The sequence below is a fragment of the Streptomyces sp. NPDC051963 genome, assembly GCF_044593495.1.
Taxonomy (GTDB): Bacteria; Actinomycetota; Actinomycetes; order Streptomycetales; family Streptomycetaceae; genus Streptomyces.
This window is the reverse complement of record NZ_JBIUCC010000002.1, coordinates 542,127-565,207: the sequence shown is the minus strand read 5'-3', so window position 1 is coordinate 565,207 and position 23,081 is coordinate 542,127. Positions and strand designations below refer to the sequence as shown.

General features: G+C 68.7%; 24 protein-coding genes. 12 read left to right on the top strand and 12 right to left on the bottom strand.

Annotated features, from left to right (window positions below):
* Positions 1–11: 11 nt before the first annotated feature.
* The 6 genes from ACIHFB_RS08955 to ACIHFB_RS08930 form a co-directional block, all read right to left on the bottom strand.
* The gene (locus ACIHFB_RS08955) at positions 12–755 is read right to left on the bottom strand and encodes a Tellurium resistance (protein ID WP_365278423.1); all 744 of its coding nucleotides are present in this window, start codon (positions 753–755) and stop codon (positions 12–14) included.
* Positions 756–851: 96 nt separating this feature from the next.
* Positions 852–1,997, bottom strand: a complete 1,146-nt coding sequence (locus ACIHFB_RS08950) for a DUF475 domain-containing protein (protein ID WP_400126083.1) — start codon at positions 1,995–1,997, stop codon at positions 852–854.
* Between the two features lie 58 nt (positions 1,998–2,055).
* Entirely contained in the window at positions 2,056–2,631 is a 576-nt protein-coding gene (locus tag ACIHFB_RS08945; protein WP_365278429.1) for a TerD family protein, read from the bottom strand.
* Positions 2,632–2,739: 108 nt separating this feature from the next.
* Complete coding sequence (locus ACIHFB_RS08940) at positions 2,740–3,315, bottom strand: TerD family protein (RefSeq protein ID WP_210573912.1); 576 nt, start codon at positions 3,313–3,315, stop codon at positions 2,740–2,742.
* A gap of 113 nt (positions 3,316–3,428) precedes the next feature.
* Positions 3,429–3,887: a peroxiredoxin gene (locus ACIHFB_RS08935; RefSeq protein ID WP_365278432.1), complete on the bottom strand. Its 459-nt coding sequence runs from the start codon at positions 3,885–3,887 to the stop codon at positions 3,429–3,431.
* A gap of 125 nt (positions 3,888–4,012) precedes the next feature.
* Positions 4,013–4,444: a DUF3052 domain-containing protein gene (locus ACIHFB_RS08930; RefSeq protein ID WP_210586721.1), complete on the bottom strand. Its 432-nt coding sequence runs from the start codon at positions 4,442–4,444 to the stop codon at positions 4,013–4,015.
* A gap of 352 nt (positions 4,445–4,796) precedes the next feature.
* Between ACIHFB_RS08930 and aceE the strand changes: the two genes are divergently transcribed.
* Entirely contained in the window at positions 4,797–7,544 is a 2,748-nt protein-coding gene (gene aceE, locus ACIHFB_RS08925) for a pyruvate dehydrogenase (acetyl-transferring), homodimeric type (protein WP_400126080.1), read from the top strand.
* 101 nt (positions 7,545–7,645) lie between these two features.
* The gene (locus tag ACIHFB_RS08920) at positions 7,646–8,398 is read left to right on the top strand and encodes a potassium channel family protein (RefSeq protein WP_400126078.1); all 753 of its coding nucleotides are present in this window, start codon (positions 7,646–7,648) and stop codon (positions 8,396–8,398) included.
* Positions 8,399–8,516: 118 nt separating this feature from the next.
* Here ACIHFB_RS08920 and ACIHFB_RS08915 read toward each other — a convergent pair whose 3' ends face one another.
* The gene (locus ACIHFB_RS08915; RefSeq protein WP_400126076.1) at positions 8,517–8,855 is read right to left on the bottom strand and encodes a small hydrophobic protein; all 339 of its coding nucleotides are present in this window, start codon (positions 8,853–8,855) and stop codon (positions 8,517–8,519) included.
* 271 nt (positions 8,856–9,126) lie between these two features.
* Positions 9,127–10,746, bottom strand: coding sequence for an MFS transporter (locus tag ACIHFB_RS08910; RefSeq protein ID WP_400126074.1), 1,620 nt, complete (start codon positions 10,744–10,746; stop codon positions 9,127–9,129).
* Between the two features lie 113 nt (positions 10,747–10,859).
* On the opposite strand from ACIHFB_RS08910, the gene ACIHFB_RS08905 reads away from it, so the two are divergent.
* The 3 genes from ACIHFB_RS08905 (at position 10,860) to ACIHFB_RS08895 (ending at position 13,721) form a co-directional block, all read left to right on the top strand.
* Positions 10,860–11,501, top strand: a complete 642-nt coding sequence (locus tag ACIHFB_RS08905) for a TetR family transcriptional regulator (RefSeq protein ID WP_400126072.1) — start codon at positions 10,860–10,862, stop codon at positions 11,499–11,501.
* An 83-nt stretch (positions 11,502–11,584) separates the two neighbouring features.
* Positions 11,585–12,802: an alpha/beta hydrolase gene (locus ACIHFB_RS08900; protein WP_365278447.1), complete on the top strand. Its 1,218-nt coding sequence runs from the start codon at positions 11,585–11,587 to the stop codon at positions 12,800–12,802.
* Positions 12,803–12,869: 67 nt separating this feature from the next.
* On the top strand, positions 12,870–13,721 hold the full coding sequence (locus ACIHFB_RS08895; RefSeq protein ID WP_365278450.1) for a DUF4429 domain-containing protein: 852 nt from the start codon (positions 12,870–12,872) through the stop codon (positions 13,719–13,721).
* 122 nt (positions 13,722–13,843) lie between these two features.
* Here the strand turns inward: ACIHFB_RS08895 and ACIHFB_RS08890 are convergent, their stop codons facing one another.
* Together ACIHFB_RS08890 and ACIHFB_RS08885 are read right to left on the bottom strand one after the other, a co-directional pair.
* Positions 13,844–14,860 (bottom strand): aldo/keto reductase, encoded by a 1,017-nt coding sequence (locus ACIHFB_RS08890; protein ID WP_400126070.1) that lies wholly within the window; start codon positions 14,858–14,860, stop codon positions 13,844–13,846.
* Positions 14,857–15,321: a MerR family transcriptional regulator gene (locus ACIHFB_RS08885; protein WP_365278456.1), complete on the bottom strand. Its 465-nt coding sequence runs from the start codon at positions 15,319–15,321 to the stop codon at positions 14,857–14,859. Before ACIHFB_RS08885 ends, ACIHFB_RS08890 begins: the two co-directional genes overlap by 4 nt.
* Positions 15,322–15,415: 94 nt before the next feature.
* On the opposite strand from ACIHFB_RS08885, the gene ACIHFB_RS08880 reads away from it, so the two are divergent.
* Together ACIHFB_RS08880 and ACIHFB_RS08875 are read left to right on the top strand one after the other, a co-directional pair.
* Complete coding sequence (locus ACIHFB_RS08880; RefSeq protein ID WP_400126067.1) at positions 15,416–15,895, top strand: GNAT family N-acetyltransferase; 480 nt, start codon at positions 15,416–15,418, stop codon at positions 15,893–15,895.
* A 19-nt stretch (positions 15,896–15,914) separates the two neighbouring features.
* Positions 15,915–16,733, top strand: coding sequence for a serine hydrolase domain-containing protein (locus ACIHFB_RS08875; protein ID WP_365278461.1), 819 nt, complete (start codon positions 15,915–15,917; stop codon positions 16,731–16,733).
* A 7-nt stretch (positions 16,734–16,740) separates the two neighbouring features.
* Here ACIHFB_RS08875 and ACIHFB_RS08870 read toward each other — a convergent pair whose 3' ends face one another.
* Positions 16,741–17,403, bottom strand: coding sequence for a pirin family protein (locus ACIHFB_RS08870; protein ID WP_400126065.1), 663 nt, complete (start codon positions 17,401–17,403; stop codon positions 16,741–16,743).
* Between the two features lie 113 nt (positions 17,404–17,516).
* Here ACIHFB_RS08870 and fasR point away from each other — a divergent pair, with 113 nt between their 5' ends.
* The 5 genes from fasR to ACIHFB_RS08845 all read left to right on the top strand — a co-directional run bounded on the left by fasR (position 17,517) and on the right by ACIHFB_RS08845 (position 22,430).
* Positions 17,517–18,722 carry a fatty acid biosynthesis transcriptional regulator FasR gene (fasR, locus tag ACIHFB_RS08865; RefSeq protein WP_365278467.1) on the top strand — a complete coding sequence of 402 codons (1,206 nt, stop codon included), beginning with the start codon at positions 17,517–17,519 and terminating at the stop codon, positions 18,720–18,722.
* An 89-nt stretch (positions 18,723–18,811) separates the two neighbouring features.
* On the top strand, positions 18,812–19,726 hold the full coding sequence (locus tag ACIHFB_RS08860) for an ACP S-malonyltransferase (protein WP_365278470.1): 915 nt from the start codon (positions 18,812–18,814) through the stop codon (positions 19,724–19,726).
* A gap of 21 nt (positions 19,727–19,747) precedes the next feature.
* Positions 19,748–20,749 (top strand): ketoacyl-ACP synthase III, encoded by a 1,002-nt coding sequence (locus ACIHFB_RS08855; protein WP_365278473.1) that lies wholly within the window; start codon positions 19,748–19,750, stop codon positions 20,747–20,749.
* A gap of 76 nt (positions 20,750–20,825) precedes the next feature.
* Positions 20,826–21,074 (top strand): acyl carrier protein, encoded by a 249-nt coding sequence (locus tag ACIHFB_RS08850; RefSeq protein WP_015660680.1) that lies wholly within the window; start codon positions 20,826–20,828, stop codon positions 21,072–21,074.
* An 84-nt stretch (positions 21,075–21,158) separates the two neighbouring features.
* Entirely contained in the window at positions 21,159–22,430 is a 1,272-nt protein-coding gene (locus tag ACIHFB_RS08845; protein WP_365278477.1) for a beta-ketoacyl-[acyl-carrier-protein] synthase family protein, read from the top strand.
* A 71-nt stretch (positions 22,431–22,501) separates the two neighbouring features.
* Here ACIHFB_RS08845 and ACIHFB_RS08840 read toward each other — a convergent pair whose 3' ends face one another.
* Positions 22,502–22,996, bottom strand: a complete 495-nt coding sequence (locus ACIHFB_RS08840; RefSeq protein ID WP_210586705.1) for a DUF3145 domain-containing protein — start codon at positions 22,994–22,996, stop codon at positions 22,502–22,504.
* Between the last annotated feature and the right edge of the window lie 85 nt (positions 22,997–23,081).

The window sequence follows — 23,081 nt, the reverse complement described above, 5'->3', positions numbered from 1 at the left end:
TGCCGGGGCGACTAGCGCTCCGCCTTGGTCTTGTAACCCCGGCCCCACTGCAGCCCCCACCCGTACAGCCGGTCCAGCTCCGCCTGGAAGCCGTACACGAACTTCACCTCGCGGCGGACGATCATCTCGCCCTTGACGTTCTCGAGCATGACGACCGCGCAGGAGCGGGCCTGGGGGTGGCGTTCGTCGAGGCCTATCTCGATGCGGGGGCCGTTGCTGGGGTAGAGGGTGACGATGGCGTGGGTGCGGTCGAAGGCCGGCGTCTGGTCGTAGATGTAGACGAAGACCAGGATGCGTTTGATCGACTCGCGATGGTCGAGGTTGACGTAGATCGTCTCGCCGGACGCCGAACCGAACCGGTCGTCGCCGCTGAGCTTGACGTACGGCGCGGCGTTCACGTCGCCGAAGAAGCCGCCGAGCGGCTGGACGACGCCCTTGGTGCCGTCCATGAGCTCGTAGAGGCAGCCCAGGTCGAGGTCGACGTTGACCATGCTCTGGCTGTGGCCCATCACCTCCGGCGGCTTGAGTGCCTTGAAGGGGTGCCGCAGCAGGCTCTCCCGCTGTGAGCCGGAGATGTCGGAGGTTCGCATCCGCCAGTTCAGATTGATCCGCAGATGCCCGGTGGCCGCGTCCTGCTTGGTCAGCGAGACCTGGCTGTGCCGCTTGGTCAGCACGATCGAGTTGCTCGAGGCGCTGCCCGAGTCGAACCGGGCCTCGCGCCGTCCGCGCCAGAGCAGTCCGTCCAACCAGTCCATTCCCGCCCCCACCTTCACGTCACAGTACGGCGGGGCGGCATCGAGGAGTCGTCCTCGACACCGCCCCGCTCAGAGCGTTCCTCACCCGCAGGGGTGTCACACCCCGGACGAGACCTCAGTCTTCTCGTCCGAGCCCGCGGCTTTTCCCTCGGCCGCCGCCAACGCACGGTTGCGGCGGACGGAGGACCAGAAGGACCAGCCGATCAGGACGACGCCGACGAGGCCGGTGATGACCTCGTGGATCTCGTACCGGATGGTGATCAGCAGGATCGCGGCGAGGGCGCCGATGGCGTAGTGCGCGCCGTGCTCCAGGTAGACGTAGTCGTCGAGGGTGCCCTGGCGGACCAGGTAGACCGTGAGCGACCGGACGTACATGGCGCCGATACCGAGGCCGAGGGCCATCAGGACGATGTCGTTGGTGATGGCGAAGGCGCCGATGACGCCGTCGAAGGAGAAGGACGCGTCCAGGACCTCGAGGTAGAGGAACATGAAGAACGCGGCCCTGCCGACCATGACGATCGCCGGGCGCTTCTTACCGCTGCGTGCGGCCTCTTCCTCCTCCTCGTGCTCGCGTTCCTCCTCTTCTTCGAGTCTGTCCTCGAAGTAGCCGGAGAGTCCGCCGACGATCATGTACGTGATGAGACCGGCGACACCGGAGAGCAGTACCGTCTCCGCCTTGTCCGCGTGCCCGGCGTGCAGATGTGCCTGGGTCGCCAGGGTCATGGCGGAGATCATCAGGACGATCAGCGCGATGCAGACCGACAGCATGTCGACCTTGCCGAGCTTGGCCAGCGGCCGCTCCAGCCAGCCGAGCCACTTGATGTCGCGGTCCTCGAAGACGAAGTCAAGGAAGATCATCAGCAGGAACATGCCACCGAACGCCGCGATCGACGGGTGGGCGTCGGTGACGAGCTGCTCGTACCGGTCCTTGTCGTTCAGAGCGAGGTCGACGGCCTCGATGGGACCCATGCTGGCGCTGACGGCGACGATGACGACGGGAAAGATCAGCCGCATGCCGAAGACGGCGATCAGCACACCGATCGTGAGGAAGATCTTCTGCCAGAAAGGCGACATCTTCTTCAGGATTCCGGCGTTGACCACTGCGTTGTCGAAGGACAGCGAGATCTCGAGGATGGAGAGGATCGCCACGATTCCGAAGCCGGTCCACCCCCCGTAGAAGACCGCCGCGACGAGGCCGAGCGCGGTGACCGCGAACGACCAGCCGAAGGTTTTCAGAACCACTGGCTACCCAATCCCTTGTGTACGGGGTGTACGGGTCTCCCCCGCGCCGCACCCGGCTTTACGAAACGTTGACTCCAAAGTCTAGAGCGATGCCCCGCAGTCCCGACGCGTACCCCTGCCCCACCGCTCGGAACTTCCATTCTCCCTGGTAGCGGTAGACCTCGCCGAAGATCATGGCGGTCTCGGTGGAGGCATCCTCACTGAGGTCGTAGCGGGCGAGTTCCTGGCCGTCGGCCTGATTGACCACTCGGATGAACGCGTTGCTGACCTGACCGAAGGTCTGGCCGCGCTCGTCGGCCATATGGATCGAGACCGGGAAGACGATCTTGTCGCACTGGGCCGGCACCTTGGCGAGGTCGATCAGCAGCGACTCGTCGTCGCCCTCGCCCTCACCGGTGAGGTTGTCGCCGGTGTGCTCCACCGAGCCGTCCGGGCTCTTGAGCTGGTTGTAGAAGACGAACCACTCGTCACCCATGACCCGTCCGCTGGTGCACATCAGCGCGCTGGCGTCGAGGTCGAACGGGGCTCCGGTGGTGGAGCGCGCGTCCCAGCCGAGCCCGATCAACACCTGAGTGAGGTTCGGTGCGGCCTTGGACAGGGAGACATTTCCTCCCTTGGCGAGCGTGACGCCCATGATGCTGGTCCCTCCCCGGGTGTTGCCTCTTCGGTTGTACGGAGTCCTGCGCGCCCGGCGTCGCACGCAAACGGTGCGGCGCCGGGCGCGTGAGGCCGCCTGACCGGCTCAGACGTTCACGCCGAAGTCCTGCGCGATGCCGCGCAGGCCCGAGGCGTAGCCCTGGCCGATGGCGCGGAACTTCCACTCCGCACCGTGCCGGTACAGCTCGCCGAAGACCATGGCGGTCTCGGTCGAGGCGTCCTCGGAGAGGTCGTACCGGGCGATCTCCGCCTCGCCTGCCTGGTTCACGACGCGGATGAACGCGTTGCGGACCTGGCCGAAGGACTGCTGGCGGTTCTCGGCGTCGTAGATCGAGACCGGGAAGACGATCTTCTCGACGTCGGCCGGGACCGCGGCGAGGTTGACCTTGATCTGCTCGTCGTCGCCCTCGCCCTCACCGGTGATGTTGTCACCGGTGTGCTCGACCGAGCCGTCCTGGCTCTTCAGGTTGTTGAAGAACACGAAGTTGGCGTCACTGCTGACCTTGCCCTCCGCGTTCGTCAGGATGGCGCTGGCGTCCAGGTCGAAGTCGGTGCCGGTGGTGGTGCGGACGTCCCACCCCAGACCGACGATGACCGCGGTGAGGCCAGGGGCCTCCTTGCTCAGCGATACGTTGCCGCCCTTGCTGAGGCTGACTCCCACGAGTCCTCCCAATGGTGTCCAGGGGCGATCAGCCCCTTTGTGCGTTGGTATCGGATCAACGACTCGATCCTAGTGACGGGTTCCCGGACCTCGCAGGCCCTGGAACCCAACAATCACAGGGTGTCGAGCGCCTTCACGTACTCATTCAGGTCACGTGCGTCGGGCAGACCGTTGACAACGGTCCACCGCACGACGCCTTCCTTGTCGATGACGAAGGTCCCGCGCACCGCGCAGCCCTTGCCCTCGTCGAACACGCCGTACGCGCGCGAGGTCTCGCCGTGCGGCCAGAAGTCGGACAGCAGGGGGTACTCGAAGCCCTCCTGCTCGGCGAAGACGCGCAGGGTGTGGATGGAGTCGTTGGAGACGGCGAGCAGCTGGGTGTCGCGGTCGGTGAACTTCGGCAGGTTGTCGCGCAGCTCGCACAACTCGCCGGTGCACACGCCGGTGAAGGCGAAGGGGTAGAAGAGCAGCACCACGTTCTTGTCGCCGCGGAAGTCGGACAGCTTCACGGTCGCCCCGTGGTTGTCCTTGAGCTCGAAGTCGGGGGCCTTGTCGCCGACCTGGATCGCCATCGTCGTAGAACCCTTTCGATGGGGCTGTTCGGGTGGTGAGAACACCCTATGCAGCGTCCACCGCGGGCCGTCGGACGGGCTGAGTGAATTCATTCAGCCCGTCCGTCGTTCGGGACGAGGCCGGGTTACTTCTTGGACTTGGCGGCCTTGGGCGTCACCAGCCGGCTGCCGCTCCAGTCCTTGCCCACGCTGACGCTCTTGGACGCGGACAGCCCCGCCGTGGTCGCGGCTTCAGAGATGTCGCTCGGCTCCACGTAGCCGTCGCGGCCGGTCTTCGGCGTCAGCAACAGGATCGAGCCACCCTCTTCGATGTACGTGATGGCATCCACCAGCACATCCGTCAGGTCGCCGTCCTCGTCGCGGAACCAGAGCACCACGGCATCGGCGACGTCGTCGTAGTCCTCGTCCACAAGGTCGCTGCCGATCACTTGCTCAATGGCCTCGCGGAGCTCCTGGTCTACGTCCTCGTCGTAGCCGATCTCCTGGACCACCTGCTCGGGCTGGAACCCCAGCCTGACGGCAGGGCTCGTCTCCGCGTGGTCCGCGGTCGCGCTCACGGGTTGCCTCCTGATCATGTCTTGGTGAATATCTCAGCCACGCGCGTGCGCGAAGCATTGGCCGTAGTCCACACGGGCGGGGCGGATCGCGCAAGTACCCGGCCGTTCAGACCGCCGAAACGGTGACGTTCCCGACCGTGTCGCCGCAACTCCAGGCACGACGCCCGAAGCCCTCAGTGACATACGCCACACCTTTCTGCCCTCTTTGCGTGTTTGGGAACCCTATAGGAGCGTCAAGCTTGGGTTACCTCGAAGTAGAGATGACGTTTGGCATGCCGAGGTAGACGATGGTGGACGGTGCTGGGCACCCGAAAACCCCGAAAAAGCAGCCCTCCGACAGGTAAGGAACACCGTGGCTTCCGGATCCGATCGCAACCCGATCATCATTGGCGGCCTTCCGAGTCAGGTTCCTGACTTCGATCCCGAGGAAACCCAGGAGTGGCTCGACTCCCTCGACGCCGCCGTCGACGAGCGCGGCCGGGAGCGGGCCCGCTATCTGATGCTGCGGCTGATCGAGCGGGCCCGCGAGAAGCGCGTGGCCGTGCCGGAGATGCGCAGCACGGACTACGTCAACACGATCGCCACCAAGGACGAGCCGTTCTTCCCCGGCAACGAGGAGATCGAGCGGCGCATCCTCAACGCGACCCGCTGGAACGCCGCGGTCATGGTCTCGCGTGCCCAGCGCCCCGGCATCGGCGTCGGCGGCCACATCGCCACCTTCGCGTCCTCCGCCTCGCTCTACGACGTCGGCTTCAACCACTTCTTCCGCGGCAAGGACGAGGGCGACGGCGGCGACCAGGTCTTCTTCCAGGGCCACGCCTCGCCGGGCATCTACGCGCGCGCGTTCCTGCTGGACCGCCTCAGCGAGGAGAACCTCGACGGGTTCCGGCAGGAGAAGTCGAAGGCGCCGTACGGACTGTCCAGCTATCCGCACCCGCGCCTGATGCCGGACTTCTGGGAGTTCCCGACGGTGTCGATGGGCCTCGGCCCGATCGGCGCGATCTACCAGGCGCGGATGAACCGCTATCTGGAGGCGCGCGGTATCGCGGACACCTCCAAGTCGCAGGTGTGGGCGTTCCTCGGGGACGGCGAGATGGACGAGCCGGAGTCGCTCGGCCAGCTGTCCATCGCGGCTCGTGAGGGCCTCGACAACCTGACCTTCGTCGTCAACTGCAACCTTCAGCGCCTGGACGGACCGGTACGCGGCAACGGCAAGATCATCCAGGAGCTGGAGTCGATCTTCCGGGGCGCCGGCTGGAACGTGATCAAGCTCGTCTGGGACCGGACCTGGGACCCGCTGCTGGCCCAGGACCGGGACGGCGTGCTGGTCAACCGGATGAACACGACCCCGGACGGGCAGTACCAGACATACGCCACCGAGACCGGCGCGTACATCCGCGAGCACTTCTTCGGGGACGACCACCGGCTGCGCGCGATGGTCGAGAACATGACCGACGACCAGATCCTGCACCTGGGGCGCGGCGGGCACGACCACCGGAAGATCTTCGCGGCGTTCTCGGCGGCCAAGGCGCACAAGGGCCAGCCGACGGTGATCCTGGCCAAGACGATCAAGGGCTGGACGCTCGGCCCGAACTTCGAGGGCCGCAACGCCACGCACCAGATGAAGAAGCTGACGGTCGCCGACCTCAAGGGCTTCCGCGACCGGCTGCATCTGCCGATCTCCGACAAGGAGCTGGATTCCGGCCTGCCGCCCTACTACCACCCGGGCCGGGACTCGGAAGAGATCCAGTACATGCACGACCGCCGCAATGGGCTCGGCGGTTACGTCCCGACCCGCGTCGTGCGCTCGAAGCCGCTGGCGCTGCCGGACGACAAGACGTACGCGACCGTGAAGAAGGGCTCCGGCCAACAGTCCATCGCGACGACGATGGCTTTCGTCCGGCTGCTCAAGGACCTCATGCGGGACAAGGAGATCGGCAAGCGGTTCGTGCTGATCGCGCCGGACGAGTACCGCACGTTCGGCATGGACTCCTTCTTCCCGAGTGCGAAGATCTACAACCCGCTGGGCCAGCAGTACGAGTCGGTGGACCGCGATCTGCTGCTCGCCTACAAGGAGTCGCCGACCGGCCAGATGCTGCACGACGGCATCTCCGAGGCGGGCTGCACGGCCTCGCTGATCGCCGCGGGTTCGTCGTACGCGACGCATGGCGAACCGCTCATCCCGGTGTACGTCTTCTACTCGATGTTCGGTTTCCAGCGCACCGGCGACCAGTTCTGGCAGATGGGCGATCAGCTCGCGCGCGGTTTCGTGCTGGGTGCGACCGCCGGCCGTACGACCCTGACCGGTGAGGGTCTCCAGCACGCGGACGGCCACTCGCAGCTGCTCGCCTCCAGCAACCCGGCCTGTGTGGCGTACGACCCGGCCTACTCGTACGAGATCGCGCACATCGTGCAGGACGGTCTGCGCCGGATGTACGGCGGCGACGCGGAACACCCGCACGGCGAGGACGTCTTCTACTACCTCACCGTCTACAACGAGCCGATCCAGCACCCGGCCGAGCCGGAGAGCGTCGACGTGGAAGGCATCCTCAAGGGCATCCACCGGCTCTCGGCGGGGACTTCGGGGTCGATTCCGGCGCAGATCATGGCGTCCGGTGTCGCGGTGCCGTGGGCTCTTCAGGCGCAGCGGATCCTCGCCGAGGAGTGGAGCGTGAAGGCCGACGTATGGTCGGCGACCTCCTGGAACGAGCTGCGGCGCGAGGCCGTGGCGTGCGAGGAGCACAACCTGCTGCATCCCGAGGAGGAGCAGCTGGTGCCGTATGTGACGCGGAAGCTGAGCGGGGCCGAGGGTCCGTTCGTGGCGGTTTCCGACTGGATGCGGTCGGTTCCGGACCAGATCTCGCGATGGGTGCCCGGGACCTATCAGTCGCTCGGGGCCGACGGGTTCGGGTTCGCGGACACCCGCGGGGCGGCTCGGCGGTTCTTCCACATCGACGCGCAGTCGATCGTGGTGGGCGTACTGACCGAGCTGGCGAAGGCGGGGAAGGTGGATCGGTCGGTGCTGAAGCAGGCCGTCGACCGGTACCAGCTGCTGGATGTGTCGGCCGCCGATCCGGGGGCCGCGGGCGGCGACGCGTAGCGCTCCGCGAAGGCCGGGAAGTATCTGCGGGTCGCGGGGGGGCTGGTCGCGCAGTTCCCCGCGCCCCTTACGGGGCGCTGCAGACACCTACGATGCGGGGCATGGAGGAACAGTCGGCGCAAGCACGTTGGGAACGGCGCACCCAACGGCCCCTGCTGGCGCTCGCGGTCGTGTTCGCCGTGGCCTATGCCGTGCCGATCCTGGACAGCACCGCGAGCCGGTCGTTGATGGTGGCGTGCACGGTCGCCGAATGGATGGTGTGGGGGGCGTTCGCCGCCGACTTCGCGGTGCGGCTGGGGCTCGCTCCGCACCGCAGGGACTTTCTGCGCCGGCACTGGATCGACGTGTGCGTGGTGCTGCTGCCCCTGTTGCAGCCGCTGCGGATTCTGCGGCTCGTCTCGACCTTGCTGCTCGTGGGGCGGCGGGCGCGGATGGCTTCGCAGATCCAGCTGACGACGTATGTCGCCGGGACCGTGGTGGCGTTGCTGATGTTCGGGTCGCTGGCTGTGCTGTCGGTGGAACGGGAGTCACCGAACGGGAACATCACAACGCTGGGTGACGCGCTGTGGTGGTCGTTCACGACGATGACGACCGTGGGGTACGGGGATCATGCGCCGACGACGGGGCTGGGGCGGATTCTGGCCGTCGGTTTGATGCTGTCCGGGATCGCCTTGTTGGGTGTGGTGACGGCCAACATCGCCGCGTGGTTCATTGCGCGGTTCGAGTCGGACGACGTGGAGGAACGTCGGCAGACGGAGGCGATCGTCGCGCTTACGGACGAGGTCCGGGCACTGCGGGCCGAGGTGGCGGCGTTGCGCTCCGCGCCCAGGGCCGGGGAAGAGCAGCGCCTTTGACCGTAGGGCCGAGGGTGAGTGCGCGACTGCGGGTTCGTTGTGGCTTGTCGCGCCCACGCGGCGGAGCCGCATATTGACACAGCCCCGGGCCCCTTGGGGCGCGGTCCCTGGGGCGCGATTAGAAGAGACCGTTTCCTGGGGTTGTGCCTGCCAGCCAGACGATGGCCAGGAGCGTGTCCACCGCGCCCAGCACCAGTGCGATCAGGGCCGGTACGGGGCGCGAGCGCGACCAGGTCCGGCCCATGGCCAGCCAGCCGCACACCATGGCCACCGGGCCGAGGATGATGCCCAGGGTGAAGAAGCCGGCCACGGCGCAGATGACACCGGTGATGCCGAGTGTTGCGCGATCCGGCCCTCCCCCAGTCTCGAATCCGCTCGACCGGGGGGACCGCCATCGTGACCTCGTCCGGCTACGTGATCGGGGGTACCTGCGCGTTCCGTGTCCGAAGCCCGCCATCTTCAACTCCCGGGGCCTGTCGGTCGATTCGTGTCGACGAGGCGAGTACCCCGGATACCGGGACCAATCCTGCGGGCTGTCGGCGCGCCACCCCCCTCCGGCGGCGCGCCGCAGTCCCGGTCGCCCTTCTCGTCGTACGGGCTTGCCTCTGGAACATGCCGTACGGGTGGGGCTCGACCACTGTGAACCGCGGCGCGCACCGGGGGCGAGGAATCTTTAGCGTTGTCACCCTGATAGGCGAAATCGCCGTGGAATCCCGTGCGTTGGGCGCCTAGATGTGAGCGGCTCCCGCTCCCGCCTCCGCGTTCTCACCGCGCTTGGTGAGGAACGCGACCAGGACGGCCACCACCGCGACGCCCGCCGCCACCAGCGACGCCAGGCTCATACCGGAGATGAAGGTGTCATGGGCCACGTCCGTGATCTTCGCGGCGATCTCCTCCGGCGTGCCCTTGGCCACCGGTGCCACGCCGACCTGGACCGCCTCGGAGGCCTGGGCCTGCTGCTCCGGCGTGAGCTGCGGAAGGCCCGCGTCCGCCCAGTTCCCGGCGAGGTCGCTGTCGACCTTGGAGGCCATCACGGCGCCCAGCACGGCCGTGCCGAGGCTGCCGCCGATCTGCATCGCGGCCTGCTGGAGGCCGCCCGCGACGCCGGAGAGCTCCATCGGGGCATGGCCGACGATGACCTCCGTGGCGCCGACCATGACCGGCGCGAGGCCGAAGCCCAGCATGGCGAACCAGAGCGACATGATGCCGCTGCCCGTGTCCGTCTCCAGCGTGGACATGCCGAACATGGCGATCGCGACGCACGCCATACCGCCGGCCAGCGGGACACGCGGGCCGAACTTGGTGATCATCGCGCCCGCGAGCGGCGAGCCGACGATCATCATGCCGGTGAGGGGGAGGAGGTGCAGTCCGGCGTCGATGGGGCTCATCCCGTGCACGTTCTGGAGGTAGAACGTCACGAAGAACAGGCCGCCCATGAACGCGATGGCCATCAGGACCATGAGGATCACGCCCGCGGACAGCGGGACCGAGCGGAACAGGCCGAGCGGGATCAGGGGTTCCTTGACCCTCTTCTCCCAGATCGCGAAGAGCACGAAGCCGACCACCGACGCCGCCACGAACAGCCAGGTCTGCCCGGCGCCCCAGCCCCACTCGGGCGCCTTGATCAGCGCCCAGACCAGGCAGAACATCGCTCCGGACAGCAGCGCGATGCCGAGGATGTCGAAGGACCGCGGGGCGTTCTCGGCGCGGTGGTCCAAAAGGATCACGATGCCGAGGACCACGGCGAGGATGCCGACCGGCACGTTGATGAAGAACACCGACTGCCAGCTGACGTGCTCGACCAGCACGCCGCCCAGGATCGGGCCGCCCGCGGTGGAGGCGCCGATGACCATGCCCCAGATACCGATGGCCATGTTCAGCTTCTCGGCGGGGAAGGTGGCGCGCAGGAGGCCGAGCGCGGCCGGCATCAGCAGCGCGCCGAACAGACCCTGAAGGACGCGGAAGGCGACGACGAGCCCGATGCTGCTCGACAGGCCGATGGCGCCGGAAGCGGCGGCGAAGCCGACGACGCCGATGAGGAAGGTCTGGCGGTGGCCGAAGCGGTCACCGAGCTTGCCGGCGGTGATCAGGCACACCGCGAGAGCGAGGAAGTAGCCGTTGGTGATCCACTGGACCTGGGCGAAGGTGGCGCCGAGGTCCTTCTGGATGGCCGGGTTGGCGATGGCGACAATGGTGCCGTCAAGGGCCACCATCATGACGCCGACGGCGACGGTTATGAGGGTGAACCACGGGTGGCCGCGCAGTCCCTTGGCGGGTGCCGCGTCCGACGGGGCTGATGGCGCCTTGTCCCCCGGCCCCGTCTTGTCGATGGTGGTCTGACTAGTCATGCGTTCGAGGCTAATGACAGCCACTGACAGTTGACAAACCAATTCACAAGTCGGTAACTGTCACGTCACTCGTATATAGCTTGAACTGGGGCAACAGTTCGGAGGAGAGGCTGATGGGCACCGCACCTCCGTCCGGGCTGCGCGAGCGCAAGAAGCAGCGCACCCGGGACGCGCTGCTGCGCGCCGCCCTCGAACTGTTCACCACCCGCGGGTACGAGCAGACGACCGTCGACGACATCGCCGAGGCCGTCGAGGTCTCGCAGCGCACCTTCTTCCGTTACTTCACCAGCAAGGAAGAGGTCGCGTTCTTCGCGGCACGCCTCGCCGAGTCGCACTTCGTCGACGCCGTGCGCGCCCGCCCGCCCGAGGAGGCCCCGCTCGACGCGCTGCGCCTGGCCGTCCTGGAGAGCTGGGACACCATCGGCGAAGCCGTCGAGGAAGTCGTGCCGCTCGAACTCCATATGCGTATCCAACGGGTGATCGAGTCGACGCCCGCTCTGCTCGCGGCCCATCTGCGGCGCGCGGCGGAGCTGGAGGAGGAGATCGCGCGCATCATCGCCGGGCGCGAGGGGCTCGACGTGGACGCCGATCCGCGGCCGCGCATCATCGTGGCGGCGTTCGGCTCGGTGATACGGATCGCCGAGCGGCAGTGGTCCGAGGGGGACGACTTCAGCCTGTCCGCGATGCGTGAGCTGGCCTCCAGGTATCTGGAGCAGGTGGGACCGGCGCTCACGGGGAACTGGCGAACGAACTGAGGTCATCGTCACGTAACCCCCAAACGTGATACCCGTCACTTGGTTAACGCGAGACCGTCTCGTTCTCCTAGTGTGTCCTCCCAGTGACTTCCTTCGATACGTCCCCCCAACTGAACGTCTGGCGCGCATTGCTCGCGCTGGCCGTGGTGTTCGTGATGCTGGCGACATCGGGCTGGACCGCCATGCGCCACCAGCGGACGTCCACCCCGCTCCAGTCCTCGGTCAGCGCATGGGAGCACGGCCGTATCAACGGCCGGCTGCTCCCCGACCCGGACGCCGGCCCCGCTCTGCTGGCCCGGTTCTTCGCCTCGCTCACCGCGGCGCAGCGCATCGACCTCGCGCAGCGCTATCCCCTCGCGGTCGGCAACATGAACGGCGCCCCCGTCGAGCTGCGCTACCAGGCCAACCGGATCGCCATCGACCAGGCGCGCAAGGTCGAGCGAAAACGCATGCACGACGACCGCCTCACGCTCGACGGACAGCAGGATGCCGGCCGGCGTATGCACCGGCTCGAGTCGCTGATGGGGACCGGCCGCACGATCCTCGCCTTCGATCCCGCGGGTTCGGGACGGGTCGCCGAGGTCTTCGGCAACCTGGACAAGGCCCAGCGCATCTCCGTCGTCGTGCCCGGCGTGGACACGGACCTGCTCAGCTTCCAGAAGACGTCCCGCAAGTACACGGCGACCGCTGGCATGGCCGAATCCCTCTACACGGCCGAGCGCAAGGCGAGCCCTTCGACGCGTACGGCCGTGATCGCCTGGGCCGACTACACCGCGCCCGCCGGTCTCGGCATCGACTCGGCCACCGCGACACGGGCCGTGGACGGCGCCGTACGACTGAATGCGCTGGTGCGGGGGCTGCCCGGGGACTCGGACGTCTCGCTGTTCTGCCACAGCTACGGCTCCGTGGTGTGCGGGATCGCCGCACGCTCACTGCCCGACCGGGTCGCCGACATAGCTGTGGCCGGCAGCCCCGGCATGCGGGCCGCCAAGGCGTCCCATCTGCGCACCTCCGCGCATGTGTGGGCGATGCGGGACGCCGACGACTGGATCGAGGACGTGCCGAACCTCGAGCTCGGGGGCCTGGGCCACGGCGCCGATCCGATGTCCCGCGCGTTCGGGGCACGGGTGCTGGCGGCCCGGGACGCGCAGGGACACAGCGGCTATTTCGAGCCGGGCACGGAGAGTCTGCTGAACTTCGCCGAGATCGGCATTGGCGCGTACCGCTCGGTGCACTGCGCTGACGATGACAAAGCCTGTCGGGCGGGTTTGTCCGACACGACCATGGCCGGACGCGCGTAGAGACGCAAGAAACTGCGGTTTGCGCGGGGAGGGGACGAAGAAGCTCGTGCCGCATACGATGAGCCGCATGGGTGACGTGCTGGCCGGATTTCATGCCGCCTGGGAGTTCGAGTCCGACTCCGTGCTCATCCGTTACGAACGGGGGATTCGAACACCCAAGCTGTTCCAGGTGCTCGGAGAACGACGCGTGCCGCTGGCAGCTCTCCAGGGGGTCACGATCGCTCCCGGCAAACGCGGGACGGTGGTCCTGCGGGCCGAGCCGCGACCGGGGGCGGATCCGCTGATGGAGGCGGCCGCCGGGCAGCTCAAGGACGGCAGCGATCCCTATCGGCTGGTGCTCCCTGCCGACAAGGAGACCCTGGCCGAGTACTACGCCGACGAGCTGCGCGCCGTGCTGACCGAGAGCGGGCCGACGGAACGGTATCTGGTGCCCGCGCCGGAAGCTCCGCGGGCCTTCAAGGCGTACGACGCCAAGGCGTCCTTCGACGGACGGGCCGTGTCCTTCCGGTGGTTCTGGACGGGGGCGTCGTCCGCGAAGTGGAAGGCCGGGGATCAGACGTTCGCCCTCGCCGACCTCGGTGGGGTCGAGTGGCGGTCACCCGAGGTGTTCGAGGGGTATCTGCGGCTGCTGCGGCGCGATTCGGCTGCGCCGGCTGTGCAGGTCGATCAGGATCCGGGGGCTGTGGTGTTCGGGTTGGGGTATGGGCCCGTGCATGAGTCGTTGCCGTTCGCTGCGGCTGTGCTGGCGGCGGTTCGGGATCACTCCGTGGGGCCCGCTGTCCCGGCTGCGGCTGCGCCGCGCCGGGATCCTGCGGATATTGCCGAGCGGATCCGTCATCTCGGGGAGCTGCATCAGGCCGGGCTGGTGACGGATGAGGAGTTCTCTTCCAAGAAGGCGGAGTTGTTGGCGGAGCTTTAGCGTCTGCCGGGTACCTCCGGTGGTTGGGCGCGGGTCGTGGAGGGTTGCTCGCGCCCACGCGGCGGAGTCGCACATTGATACAGCCCCGCGCCCCTATCGGGGCGATGCAGTCCCCTGCGTTATTACTCCCTGCCGGCCGACGTGAACGTCATGTCCTTGTAGCGGTCGCCTGCCACCTTCGCTGCGATCGGCTCCAGCAAGGCCAGGTCGTCCTCGCCCAGCACGATCCTCGTCGCCGCTGTGTTCTCCTCGACGCGGCTGGGCTTGCGGGTGCCCGGGATCGGGACGACCGGAAGGTCGTGCACCGTTGCCTGCTGCTGGGCCCAGGCCAGGGCGATCTGGCCGAGGGAGGCGTCGTGGGAGTGGGCGACCGTGCGGATCGGGTCGAGGAGGGCCGCGTTGGCCGCGGCGTTGTCGCCGGTGAAGCGGGGCTGCTGGCGGCGGAAGTCGTCGGGTGTGAGGTCCTCGGCGGCGGCGAAGGAGCCGGTGAGGAAGCCTCGGCCGAGGGGTGAGTACGGCACGAGTGTGACGCCCAGTTCGCGCGCGGCGGGGACGACGTTCGCCTCGATGTCGCGGCTGAACAGGGACCACTCCGACTGCACGGCCGCGATGGGGTGCAGGGCGTGTGCGGTGCGCAGTTCGCCCGCTGTCACCTCGCTCAGACCCAGGTGCTTGACCTTGCCCTCGCGGACCAGTTCGGCCATGACGCCGACGGTCTCCTCGATGGGGACGTTCACGTCCCGGCGGTGCATGTAGTAGAGGTCGATGACATCGACGTCCAGGCGCTTCAGGCTCGCCTCGACGCACTGGCGGATGTACGGCGTGTCGTTGCGGATGATCCGCTTCGTCGGGTCGTCCGGGTGGATCGCCAGGCCGAACTTGGTCGCGATGACAAGCTCGTCGCGGTGTGCCTTGAAGAACGGCGAGAGGAACTTCTCGTTCTCCCCGACGCCGTACGCGTCCGCCGTGTCGTACAGCGTGACGCCCAGTTCCAGTGCCCGCTCCAGGGTGGCCCTGGACTCATCGGCGTCCGACGGGCCGTAGGCGAAGCTCATGCCCATGCAGCCGAGGCCCTGGACGCCCACCTCGGGGCCGTGCTCGCCGAGACGGGTCGTCGCGATCCTGGTGCTGTCGGTCATCGGGGCCTCTCCGACGCCAGGGCGCGCCCGGCGTCCCCATAGAAGTTGATCTTCCGGTCGAGTACGGAAAGGGTGTCCTGGAGTTCAGCGATCCGGGCGCGTACGTCCCGGCGGGTCGCCTCCAGGAGTTCGTACCGCTCGCCGTAGGTGTGGTCGCCCTCGCGCACCAGCTCGGCGTAGCGCACCATGTCGGCGACCGGCATACCGGTCAGCCGGAGCTTGCCGACGAGGTCGAGCCAGTCCAGGTCGCGGTTGCTGTAGCGGCGCTGACCGGTGTGCGAGCGGTCGATGTGCGGCATCAGGCCGATTCGCTCGTACCAACGCAGGGTGTGCGCGGTCAGTCCGGTGAACGCGGCGACCTCGCTGATCGTGTAGCTGTCCTGGCCGTCCGGCCGCCGATCGACATGCGGCGGCCCCGCGCAGGTGTCGGCCGTGGTACTCGTGGTGTCCATCACCGTCATGACCTCAAAGCTATGACCTTGGAGTGCACTCCAGGCAAGCGGACCGTGAGAAATGCGCAAGACTCGGCGGGCGGGTGTGACTAGCGTGCGGGGCATGAGTCTCGTACGCCGTGCCACTGCCGAGGACGCGGAGGAAGTGCTCCGTCTGCGTCAGGTCATGATCGACTCGGTCTTCTCCGGAAGGTCCGCCAAGGGCGACACCGACTGGCATGCCGAGTCCCTGCCCACCCTGCGGGCCCGGCTCGCCGGCCCGGACGACGGGTTCGCCGCGTTCGTCGTCGAGCATCCGGAGCGACCGGGTGCGCTGGCCGCGATGGTGGCCGGGACGGTGGACTACCGGATCGGGCGGAGCGGCAATCCGCACGGGCTGGTCGGGCAGGTCTTCAGCGTCGCGACGGACCCGGACGCCCGACGCCGCGGGTACGCGCGCGCGTGCATGGAGGAGCTGCTGGCGTGGCTGCGCGAGCGGGGTGCCGGGCATGTCCTCCTCAACGCCTCTCCGGACGCCGAGCCGCTGTACGCGTCACTGGGCTTCACCAGGGACAGCGACCCCTCCATGCGGCTGCTGCTCTGAGGCCCTTAGGCTCGACGGCATGTCCTTGAAGAGCCTCGCGTTGATCGAGAACTGGCCGGTTTCCGCCGCCGCGGCGGCCGTCGTACGAGCCGACGGCACCGTCCTCGGGTCCCACGGACCGGCCGACCGGCGGTTCGCGCTGGCCTCGGTCACCAAGCCGCTGGCCGCTTACGCCGCTCTCGTCGCGTACGAGGAGGGGGCCGTCGAGCTCGACGAACCGGCGGGCCCGCCCGGGTCGACCGTCCGTCACCTCCTCGCCCACACCTCGGGGCTCGCCTTCGACGAACACCGGGTCACCGCCGCGCCCGGCGAGCGGCGGCTGTACTCCAACGCGGGTTTCGAGCAGCTCGGGGACCACATCGCGAAGGCCACGGAGATCCCCTTCGGCGAGTATCTGCGGCAGGCGGTGCTGGAGCCGCTGGGGATGACGTCGACCTCGCTGGAGGGGTCGCCCGCGAAGGACGGCGTCTCGACCGTCGACGACCTCGTGCGGTTCGCGGCCGAGGTGCAGGCGCCGCGCCTCCTCGATCCCCGTACGGTCGCCGCGGCCATGACCGTCCAGTACCCGGGAACGAAGGGCGTCCTGCCGGGCTACGGACACCAGAACCCCAACGACTGGGGGCTCGGTTTCGAGATCCGGGACTCCAAGTCGCCCCACTGGACGGGGTCCTCGTCGTCACCGCGCACCTTCGGGCACTTCGGTCAGTCCGGTACGTTCCTCTGGATCGACCCTGATGCCCGGCTGGCGTGTGTCGCGCTGACGGACCGGGCGTTCGGGCCGTGGGCGGTCGAGGTGTGGCCGGCGTTCACGGACGCCGTGCTCGCCGACGCCCGCTGAACTCCGGCTACTTCTCGGGCAGTTCCCACACCAGCACCTCGGCCGGCGCGGACACGGCGAGGAGTTCGAGGTCCTTCTCGGCCGTCGCGCGCACCGCGTCCCCCGGTCCCAGCTCATACGGGCCGAGCCGGACGGCGCCGCGCACCACATGGACGTACGCCAACGGCGCGTCCGGCACCGCGGTGCGCTCCCCCGCCGCGAGCCGGCGCACATGCAGCATCGCGCCCGCCTCCGGGACGGCGTACGGCGTAGAGTCGGCGATGCCTCGGACGGTCTCGTAGGCGGGGTCGCCGCCGGGCTCCAGCGGGGCCAGCCACATCTGCACGAACGTGAGGGGCTCGGTGCCGTCGTTGCGCTCGACATGACGGACGCCGGCCGCCGAGCTGAGGCGCTGGACGTCGCCGGGACGGATCACCGTCTCGTGGCCCTGCGAGTCCCGGTGGGTCAGCTCGCCCTCGACGACCCAGGTCACCAGCTCGGTGTGGCTGTGCGGATGCTCGTCGAAGCCGGCACCGGGGACCAGGTGCTCCTCGTTGCAGGCGATCACCGGGCCGAAGCGGAGGTTGTCGGGGTCGTAGTGCGGGCCGAAGGAGAAGGCGTGCCACGACTCGATGCCGGCCACGGGGTCACCGCCCTGATAGCGCTCCGTCGCGCGCCGTACGTCCATCACGCCCCCACCGTAGCCCTGTCGCAGGGACTGCATTCAGCGCCCGAGGGGCGGCCGAGCAATCAAGCGCAGCCCCGCCCGCACGCACCGACGTCCGGATAAGGCAGTCTTGTCCCGTGCCCGAACCCGAAACCAGCAAGTCCCCCGACGCAGCTTCCGCCGCCCACCCCCACCCCGCGACCCTGAAGCGGCTGGAGAAGTCGTCGGGGAGTCTCGCCGCGCAGGCCATCGCGCGCATGGACGAGACGCTGCCGTGGTACCGGGCCATGCCCCCGGAGAACCGTTCCTGGATCGGGCTCGTGGCGCAGGCGGGCATCGCCGCGTTCACCGAGTGGTTCCGGCATCCCGACACCCCGCAGGCCATCTCCACGGACGTCTTCGGGACGGCGCCGCGCGAGCTGACCCGGGCCATCACGCTGCGGCAGACCGTCGAGATGGTGCGCACCACCATCGAGGTCATGGAGAGCGCGATCGACGAGGTCGCCGCTCCCGGCGACGAGAACGTGCTGCGTGAGGCGCTGCTCGTCTACGCCCGCGAGATCGCCTTCGCCACCGCCCAGGTCTACGCCCAGGCCGCCGAGGCACGCGGTGCCTGGGACGCGCGGCTGGAGTCGCTGGTCGTGAACGCCGTCCTCAGCGGCGAGGCCGACGAGGGCGCCGTGTCACGGGCCGCCGCCCTCGGCTGGAACTCGCCCGAGCATGTGTGCGTGGTGTTGGGTACGGCGCCCGACGGTGACAGCGAGCTGACCGTGGAGGCGATCCGGCGGGCGGCCCGGCACGCCAAGCTCCAGGTGCTGACCGGGGTGCTCGGGGACCGGCTGGTGGTGATCGCGGGCGGCAGCGACAACCCCCTCGCGGTCGCCAAGTCGCTGATCGGGCCGTACGCCGCCGGGCCGGTCGTGGCCGGTCCCGTCGTACCGGATCTGCTCGCCGCGACCCGGTCCGCGCAGGCTGCCGCGGCCGGGCTCAAGGCGTGTTCTGCCTGGCAGGACGCCCCGCGGCCGGTGCTGGCCGACGATGTGCTGCCGGAGCGCGCGATGGCCGGAGATCCCTCGGCCCGTGAGCAGCTGGTGGAGGAGATCTACAGACCGCTGCAGGAAGCCGGCTCGGCGCTGCTGGAAACGCTGAGCGTCTATCTGGAACAGGCGAGTAGCCTCGAAGGTGCCGCGCGCATGCTGTTCGTCCATCCCAACACCGTGCGCTACCGGCTGCGACGTGTGACTGACGTCACCGGCTGGTCGCCATCGGATGTACGGTCGGCGTTCACGTTGCGGATCGCGCTGATCCTGGGACGTCTGGCCGATGGAGATCTCCAGTCCTAGCCTTTTGTCGGGGCCCTACAAAACCCCTTCACGTTCTTCGTCCCTGTCCCCACGGGCGGCCGTGCCCGTAACCAAGAGAGAGTGTGAGAGTGCTCGTACTCGTCGCTCCCGGCCAAGGCGCCCAGACGCCCGGCTTCCTGACCCCCTGGCTCGAACTGCCCGGTGCCGCGGACCGCGTCGCCGGCTGGTCGGACGCCATCGGACTGGACCTCGTCCACTACGGCACCCAGGCCGACGCGGACGCGATCCGCGACACCGCCGTGGCCCAGCCGCTGCTGGTCGCGGCCGGAATCCTGTCGGCGGAGGCACTCGGTGTCTCGCCGGGCGCCGTCGCGGGCCACAGCGTCGGTGAGTTCACCGCCGCCTCCTTCGCGGGCGTGCTGGACGACACCGCCGCGCTGACCCTCGTACGCAAGCGGGGCCTGGCCATGGCCGACGCCGCCGCGGTGACCGAGACCGGTATGTCGGCGCTGCTCGGCGGCGACCCGGAGGTGTCCGTCGCGCATCTGGAGAAGCTGGGGCTGACCCCGGCGAACGTGAACGGCGCCGGCCAGATCGTCGCCGCGGGCACCCTGGAACAGCTTGCCGCGCTCGCCGAGGACAAGCCCGAGGGTGTGCGCAAGGTCGTCGCGCTGAAGGTCGCCGGCGCCTTCCACACCCAGCACATGGCCCCCGCGGTCGATGTGCTGGCCAAGGCCGCCGCGGACCTGACACCCGCCGACCCGACGATCACCTACGTCTCGAACAAGGACGGCCAGGCCGTCGCGACCGGCGCCGAGGTGCTCGACCGCCTCGTCGGCCAGGTCGCCAACCCGGTCCGCTGGGACCTGTGCATGGAGACCTTCAAGGAGCTCGGCGTCACCGCCCTCCTGGAGGTCTGCCCCGGCGGCACGCTCACCGGCCTGGCCAAGCGCGCGCTCCCCGGCGTCAAGACGCTGGCCCTGAAGACCCCCGACGACCTCGACGCGGCCCGCGAGCTCATCGCCGAGCACGCCCAAGCCTGACGCCTAAGGAGCCGTACGAAGATGTCGAAGATCAAGCCCAGCAAGGGCGCCCCGTACGCGCGCATCCTCGGCGTGGGCGGTTACCGTCCCACCCGGGTCGTGCCGAACGAGGTGATCCTCGAGACGATCGACTCGTCCGACGAGTGGATCCGTTCGCGCTCCGGTATCGAGACCCGGCACTGGGCCTCCGACGAGGAGACGGTCGCCGCGATGTCGGTCGAGGCGTCCGGCAAGGCGATCGCCGACGCGGGGATCTCCGCCGAACAGATCGGCGGCGTGATCGTCTCGACGGTCTCGCACTTCAAGCAGACCCCGGCCGTCGCCACCGAGATCGCCGACAAGCTCGGCACCGACAAGGCCGCCGCCTTCGACATCTCGGCCGGCTGCGCGGGCTTCGGCTACGGCCTCACCCTCGCCAAGGGCATGATCGTCGAGGGTTCCGCGGAGTACGTCCTCGTCATCGGCGTCGAGCGGCTGTCCGACCTGACCGACCTGACGGACCGGGCCACCGCGTTCCTCTTCGGTGACGGTGCGGGCGCGGTCGTCGTGGGCCCCGCCAAGGAACCCGCGATCGGCCCGACGGTCTGGGGCTCGGAGGGCGACAAGTCCGAGACCATCAAGCAGACCGTGCCGTGGACGGACTACCGCAACGGCGAGGTCGCCAAGTTCCCTGCTATCACGCAGGAAGGCCAGGCGGTGTTCCGCTGGGCCGTGTTCGAGATGGCGAAGGTCGCCCAGCAAGCGCTGGACGCGGCCGGAATCACCGCGGACGACCTGGACGTCTTCATTCCCCACCAGGCCAACGAGCGGATCATCGACTCGATGGTGAAGACGCTGAAACTGCCGGAGCACGTCACGGTCGCGCGTGACGTACGCACCACCGGCAACACCTCGGCCGCCTCGATTCCGCTCGCGATGGAGCGGCTTCTGGCGACCGGCGAGGCGAAGAGCGGCGACACCGCGCTCGTCATCGGCTTCGGGGCGGGTCTTGTGTACGCCGCGACGGTCGTTACCCTCCCCTAGGCACTCCGTGCCGGATCACACTCCGGTACGGGAAGCACCGCCACACCCTCTGGATACATACGAAGGAGCGCCTGACATGGCCGCCACTCAGGAAGAGATCGTCGCCGGTCTCGCCGACATCGTGAACGAGATCGCCGGCATCCCGGTTGAGGACGTCCAGCTGGACAAGTCCTTCACCGACGACCTGGACGTCGACTCACTGTCCATGGTCGAGGTCGTCGTCGCCGCCGAAGAGCGCTTCGACGTCAAGATCCCGGACGAGGACGTCAAGAACCTCAAGACGGTCGGCGACGCGACCGACTACATCCTCAAGCACCAGGCCTGAGCCACCCTCTAGGCCCGGCTGCATGGCCCCGCCACCCGGCGGTGGCGCCGCTGAATCCTCGGATCCGTTGGAGAAAGAATTCCCGTGAGCCCGACCAATCGCACCGTGGTCGTCACCGGTATCGGCGCAACCACACCGCTGGGTGGCGACGCAGCCTCTACTTGGGAGGGCCTGATCGCCGGCAAGTCCGGCGTCAAGCCCCTGGAGCAGGAGTGGGCGGCCGAGCAGGCCGTCCGTATCGCGGCCCCGGTCGCCGTGGAGCCGTCCGAGGTCATCCCACGGCCGCAGGCCCGCCGCCTGGACCGCTCGGCGCAGTTCGCGCTGATCGCCGCCCAGGAGGCCTGGGCGGACGCCGGGTTCACCGCCAAGGCCGGTGACGACAGCGCCGTCGAACCCGACCGGCTGGGCGCGGTCATCGCCTCCGGCATCGGCGGTGTGACGACGCTGCTCGACCAGTACGACGTGCTCAAGGAGAAGGGCGTCCGCCGCGTCTCCCCGCACACCGTCCCGATGCTGATGCCGAACGGCCCGTCGGCCAACGTGGGTCTGCTCGTGGGCGCCCGTGCGGGCGTGCACACGCCGGTCTCCGCGTGCGCCTCCGGCGCCGAGGCCATCGGCTACGCCATCGAGATGATCCGCACCGGCCGCGCCGACGTCGTCGTCGCCGGTGGCACGGAGGCGGCGATCCACCCGCTGCCCATCGCCGCGTTCGGCAACATGATGGCGATGTCCAAGAACAACGACGACCCGCAGGGCGCGTCCCGTCCCTACGACGTCGGCCGCGACGGCTTCGTCCTCGGCGAGGGCGCCGGCGTCCTGGTCCTGGAGTCCGCCGAGCACGCCGCGAAGCGCGGTGCCCGCGTGTACGCCGAGGCGGTCGGGCAGGGCATCTCCGCCGACAGCCACGACATCGTGCAGCCGGAGCCGGAGGGGCGCGGTATCTCGCAGGCCCTGCAGAACCTGCTCGCCAACACCGACCTGAACGCGGCGGAGATCGTGCACGTGAACGCGCACGCGACCTCCACGCCGGCCGGTGACGTGGCCGAGCTGAAGGCGCTGCGCAAGGTGTTCGGCGACGACGCGGACCACATGGCGGTCTCCGCGACCAAGTCGATGACCGGTCACCTGCTGGGTGGCGCGGGCGGCGTCGAGTCCGTCGCGACGGTCCTCGCCCTCTACAACCGGGTTGCGCCGCCGACCATCAACGTCGAGAACCTCGACCCCGAGGCGGAGGCCGCGGCGGACATCGTGCGCGGTGAGGCTCGGAAGTTGCCTGTCGAGGGACGGATTGCCGCGCTGAACGACTCGTTCGGGTTCGGTGGGCACAACGTCGTGTTGGCGTTCCGTACGGTGTGAAATCGGCCTTGATTGAAGGTGGCCCGGACTCCGATGGGGAGTTCGGGCCATCGCCGTCTTGAAGGGGCGCTCTACACGACCTGGTGGAGCCAGCGGACCGGGGCTCCCTCGCCCGCGTATCTGAACGGCTCCAGTTCGTCGTCCCACGGCTTGCCTAGGAGTTTCGCGAGCTCTGCTTCCAGGTCCGTCTCGCCGCGCTGTGAGCGGACCAGGGCCGCCCTCAACCGGTCCTCGGGGATGAGGATGTCGCCGTGGATGCCGGTGACGGCGTGGAAGATGCCGAGGTCGGGGGTGCAGCTGTAGCGCTCGCCCTCGGCGGTGGGGCAGGGCTCGGCGGTCACCTCGAAGCGGAGGAGGTGCCAGCCGCGCAGGGCGGACGCGAGCTTGGAGGCGGTGCCCGGTTCGGCCTGCCAGGAGAACTCGGAGCGCCAGGTGCCGGGGGCCGCCGGCTGCCGGATCCAGTCGAGGTTGACGCGTGTGCCGAGCACCCCGGCGACGGCCCACTCGACATGCGGGCACAGCGCGCGCGGCGCGGAGTGCACGTACAGGACTCCACGTGTCGTCACCGGGACCTCCGGACTGAGCGGACCATCTTTGCGAACTGGCGGAACGGCAGTGGCAGAAGCCACGTTTGATGGCGAGGCTACCGTG

Excerpts from the sequence above, each read along its gene's own strand:
- ACIHFB_RS08920 (WP_400126078.1), top strand. The coding sequence starts at position 7,646 with ATGGAGGAACAGTCGGCGCAAGCACGTTGGGAACGGCGCACCCAACGG.
- ACIHFB_RS08915 (WP_400126076.1), bottom strand. The coding sequence starts at position 8,855 with ATGGCGGGCTTCGGACACGGAACGCGCAGGTACCCCCGATCACGTAGC.
- ACIHFB_RS08955 (WP_365278423.1), bottom strand. The coding sequence starts at position 755 with ATGGACTGGTTGGACGGACTGCTCTGGCGCGGACGGCGCGAGGCCCGG.
- ACIHFB_RS08890 (WP_400126070.1), bottom strand. The coding sequence starts at position 14,860 with ATGACCGACAGCACCAGGATCGCGACGACCCGTCTCGGCGAGCACGGC.
- ACIHFB_RS08875 (WP_365278461.1), top strand. The coding sequence starts at position 15,915 with ATGTCCTTGAAGAGCCTCGCGTTGATCGAGAACTGGCCGGTTTCCGCC.
- ACIHFB_RS08910 (WP_400126074.1), bottom strand. The coding sequence starts at position 10,746 with ATGACTAGTCAGACCACCATCGACAAGACGGGGCCGGGGGACAAGGCG.
- ACIHFB_RS08850 (WP_015660680.1), top strand. The coding sequence starts at position 20,826 with ATGGCCGCCACTCAGGAAGAGATCGTCGCCGGTCTCGCCGACATCGTG.
- ACIHFB_RS08935 (WP_365278432.1), bottom strand. The coding sequence starts at position 3,887 with ATGGCGATCCAGGTCGGCGACAAGGCCCCCGACTTCGAGCTCAAGGAC.
- ACIHFB_RS08855 (WP_365278473.1), top strand. The coding sequence starts at position 19,748 with ATGTCGAAGATCAAGCCCAGCAAGGGCGCCCCGTACGCGCGCATCCTC.
- ACIHFB_RS08885 (WP_365278456.1), bottom strand. The coding sequence starts at position 15,321 with ATGACGGTGATGGACACCACGAGTACCACGGCCGACACCTGCGCGGGG.
- ACIHFB_RS08880 (WP_400126067.1), top strand. The coding sequence starts at position 15,416 with ATGAGTCTCGTACGCCGTGCCACTGCCGAGGACGCGGAGGAAGTGCTC.
- ACIHFB_RS08945 (WP_365278429.1), bottom strand. The coding sequence starts at position 2,631 with ATGGGCGTCACGCTCGCCAAGGGAGGAAATGTCTCCCTGTCCAAGGCC.
- ACIHFB_RS08895 (WP_365278450.1), top strand. The coding sequence starts at position 12,870 with ATGGGTGACGTGCTGGCCGGATTTCATGCCGCCTGGGAGTTCGAGTCC.
- ACIHFB_RS08905 (WP_400126072.1), top strand. The coding sequence starts at position 10,860 with ATGGGCACCGCACCTCCGTCCGGGCTGCGCGAGCGCAAGAAGCAGCGC.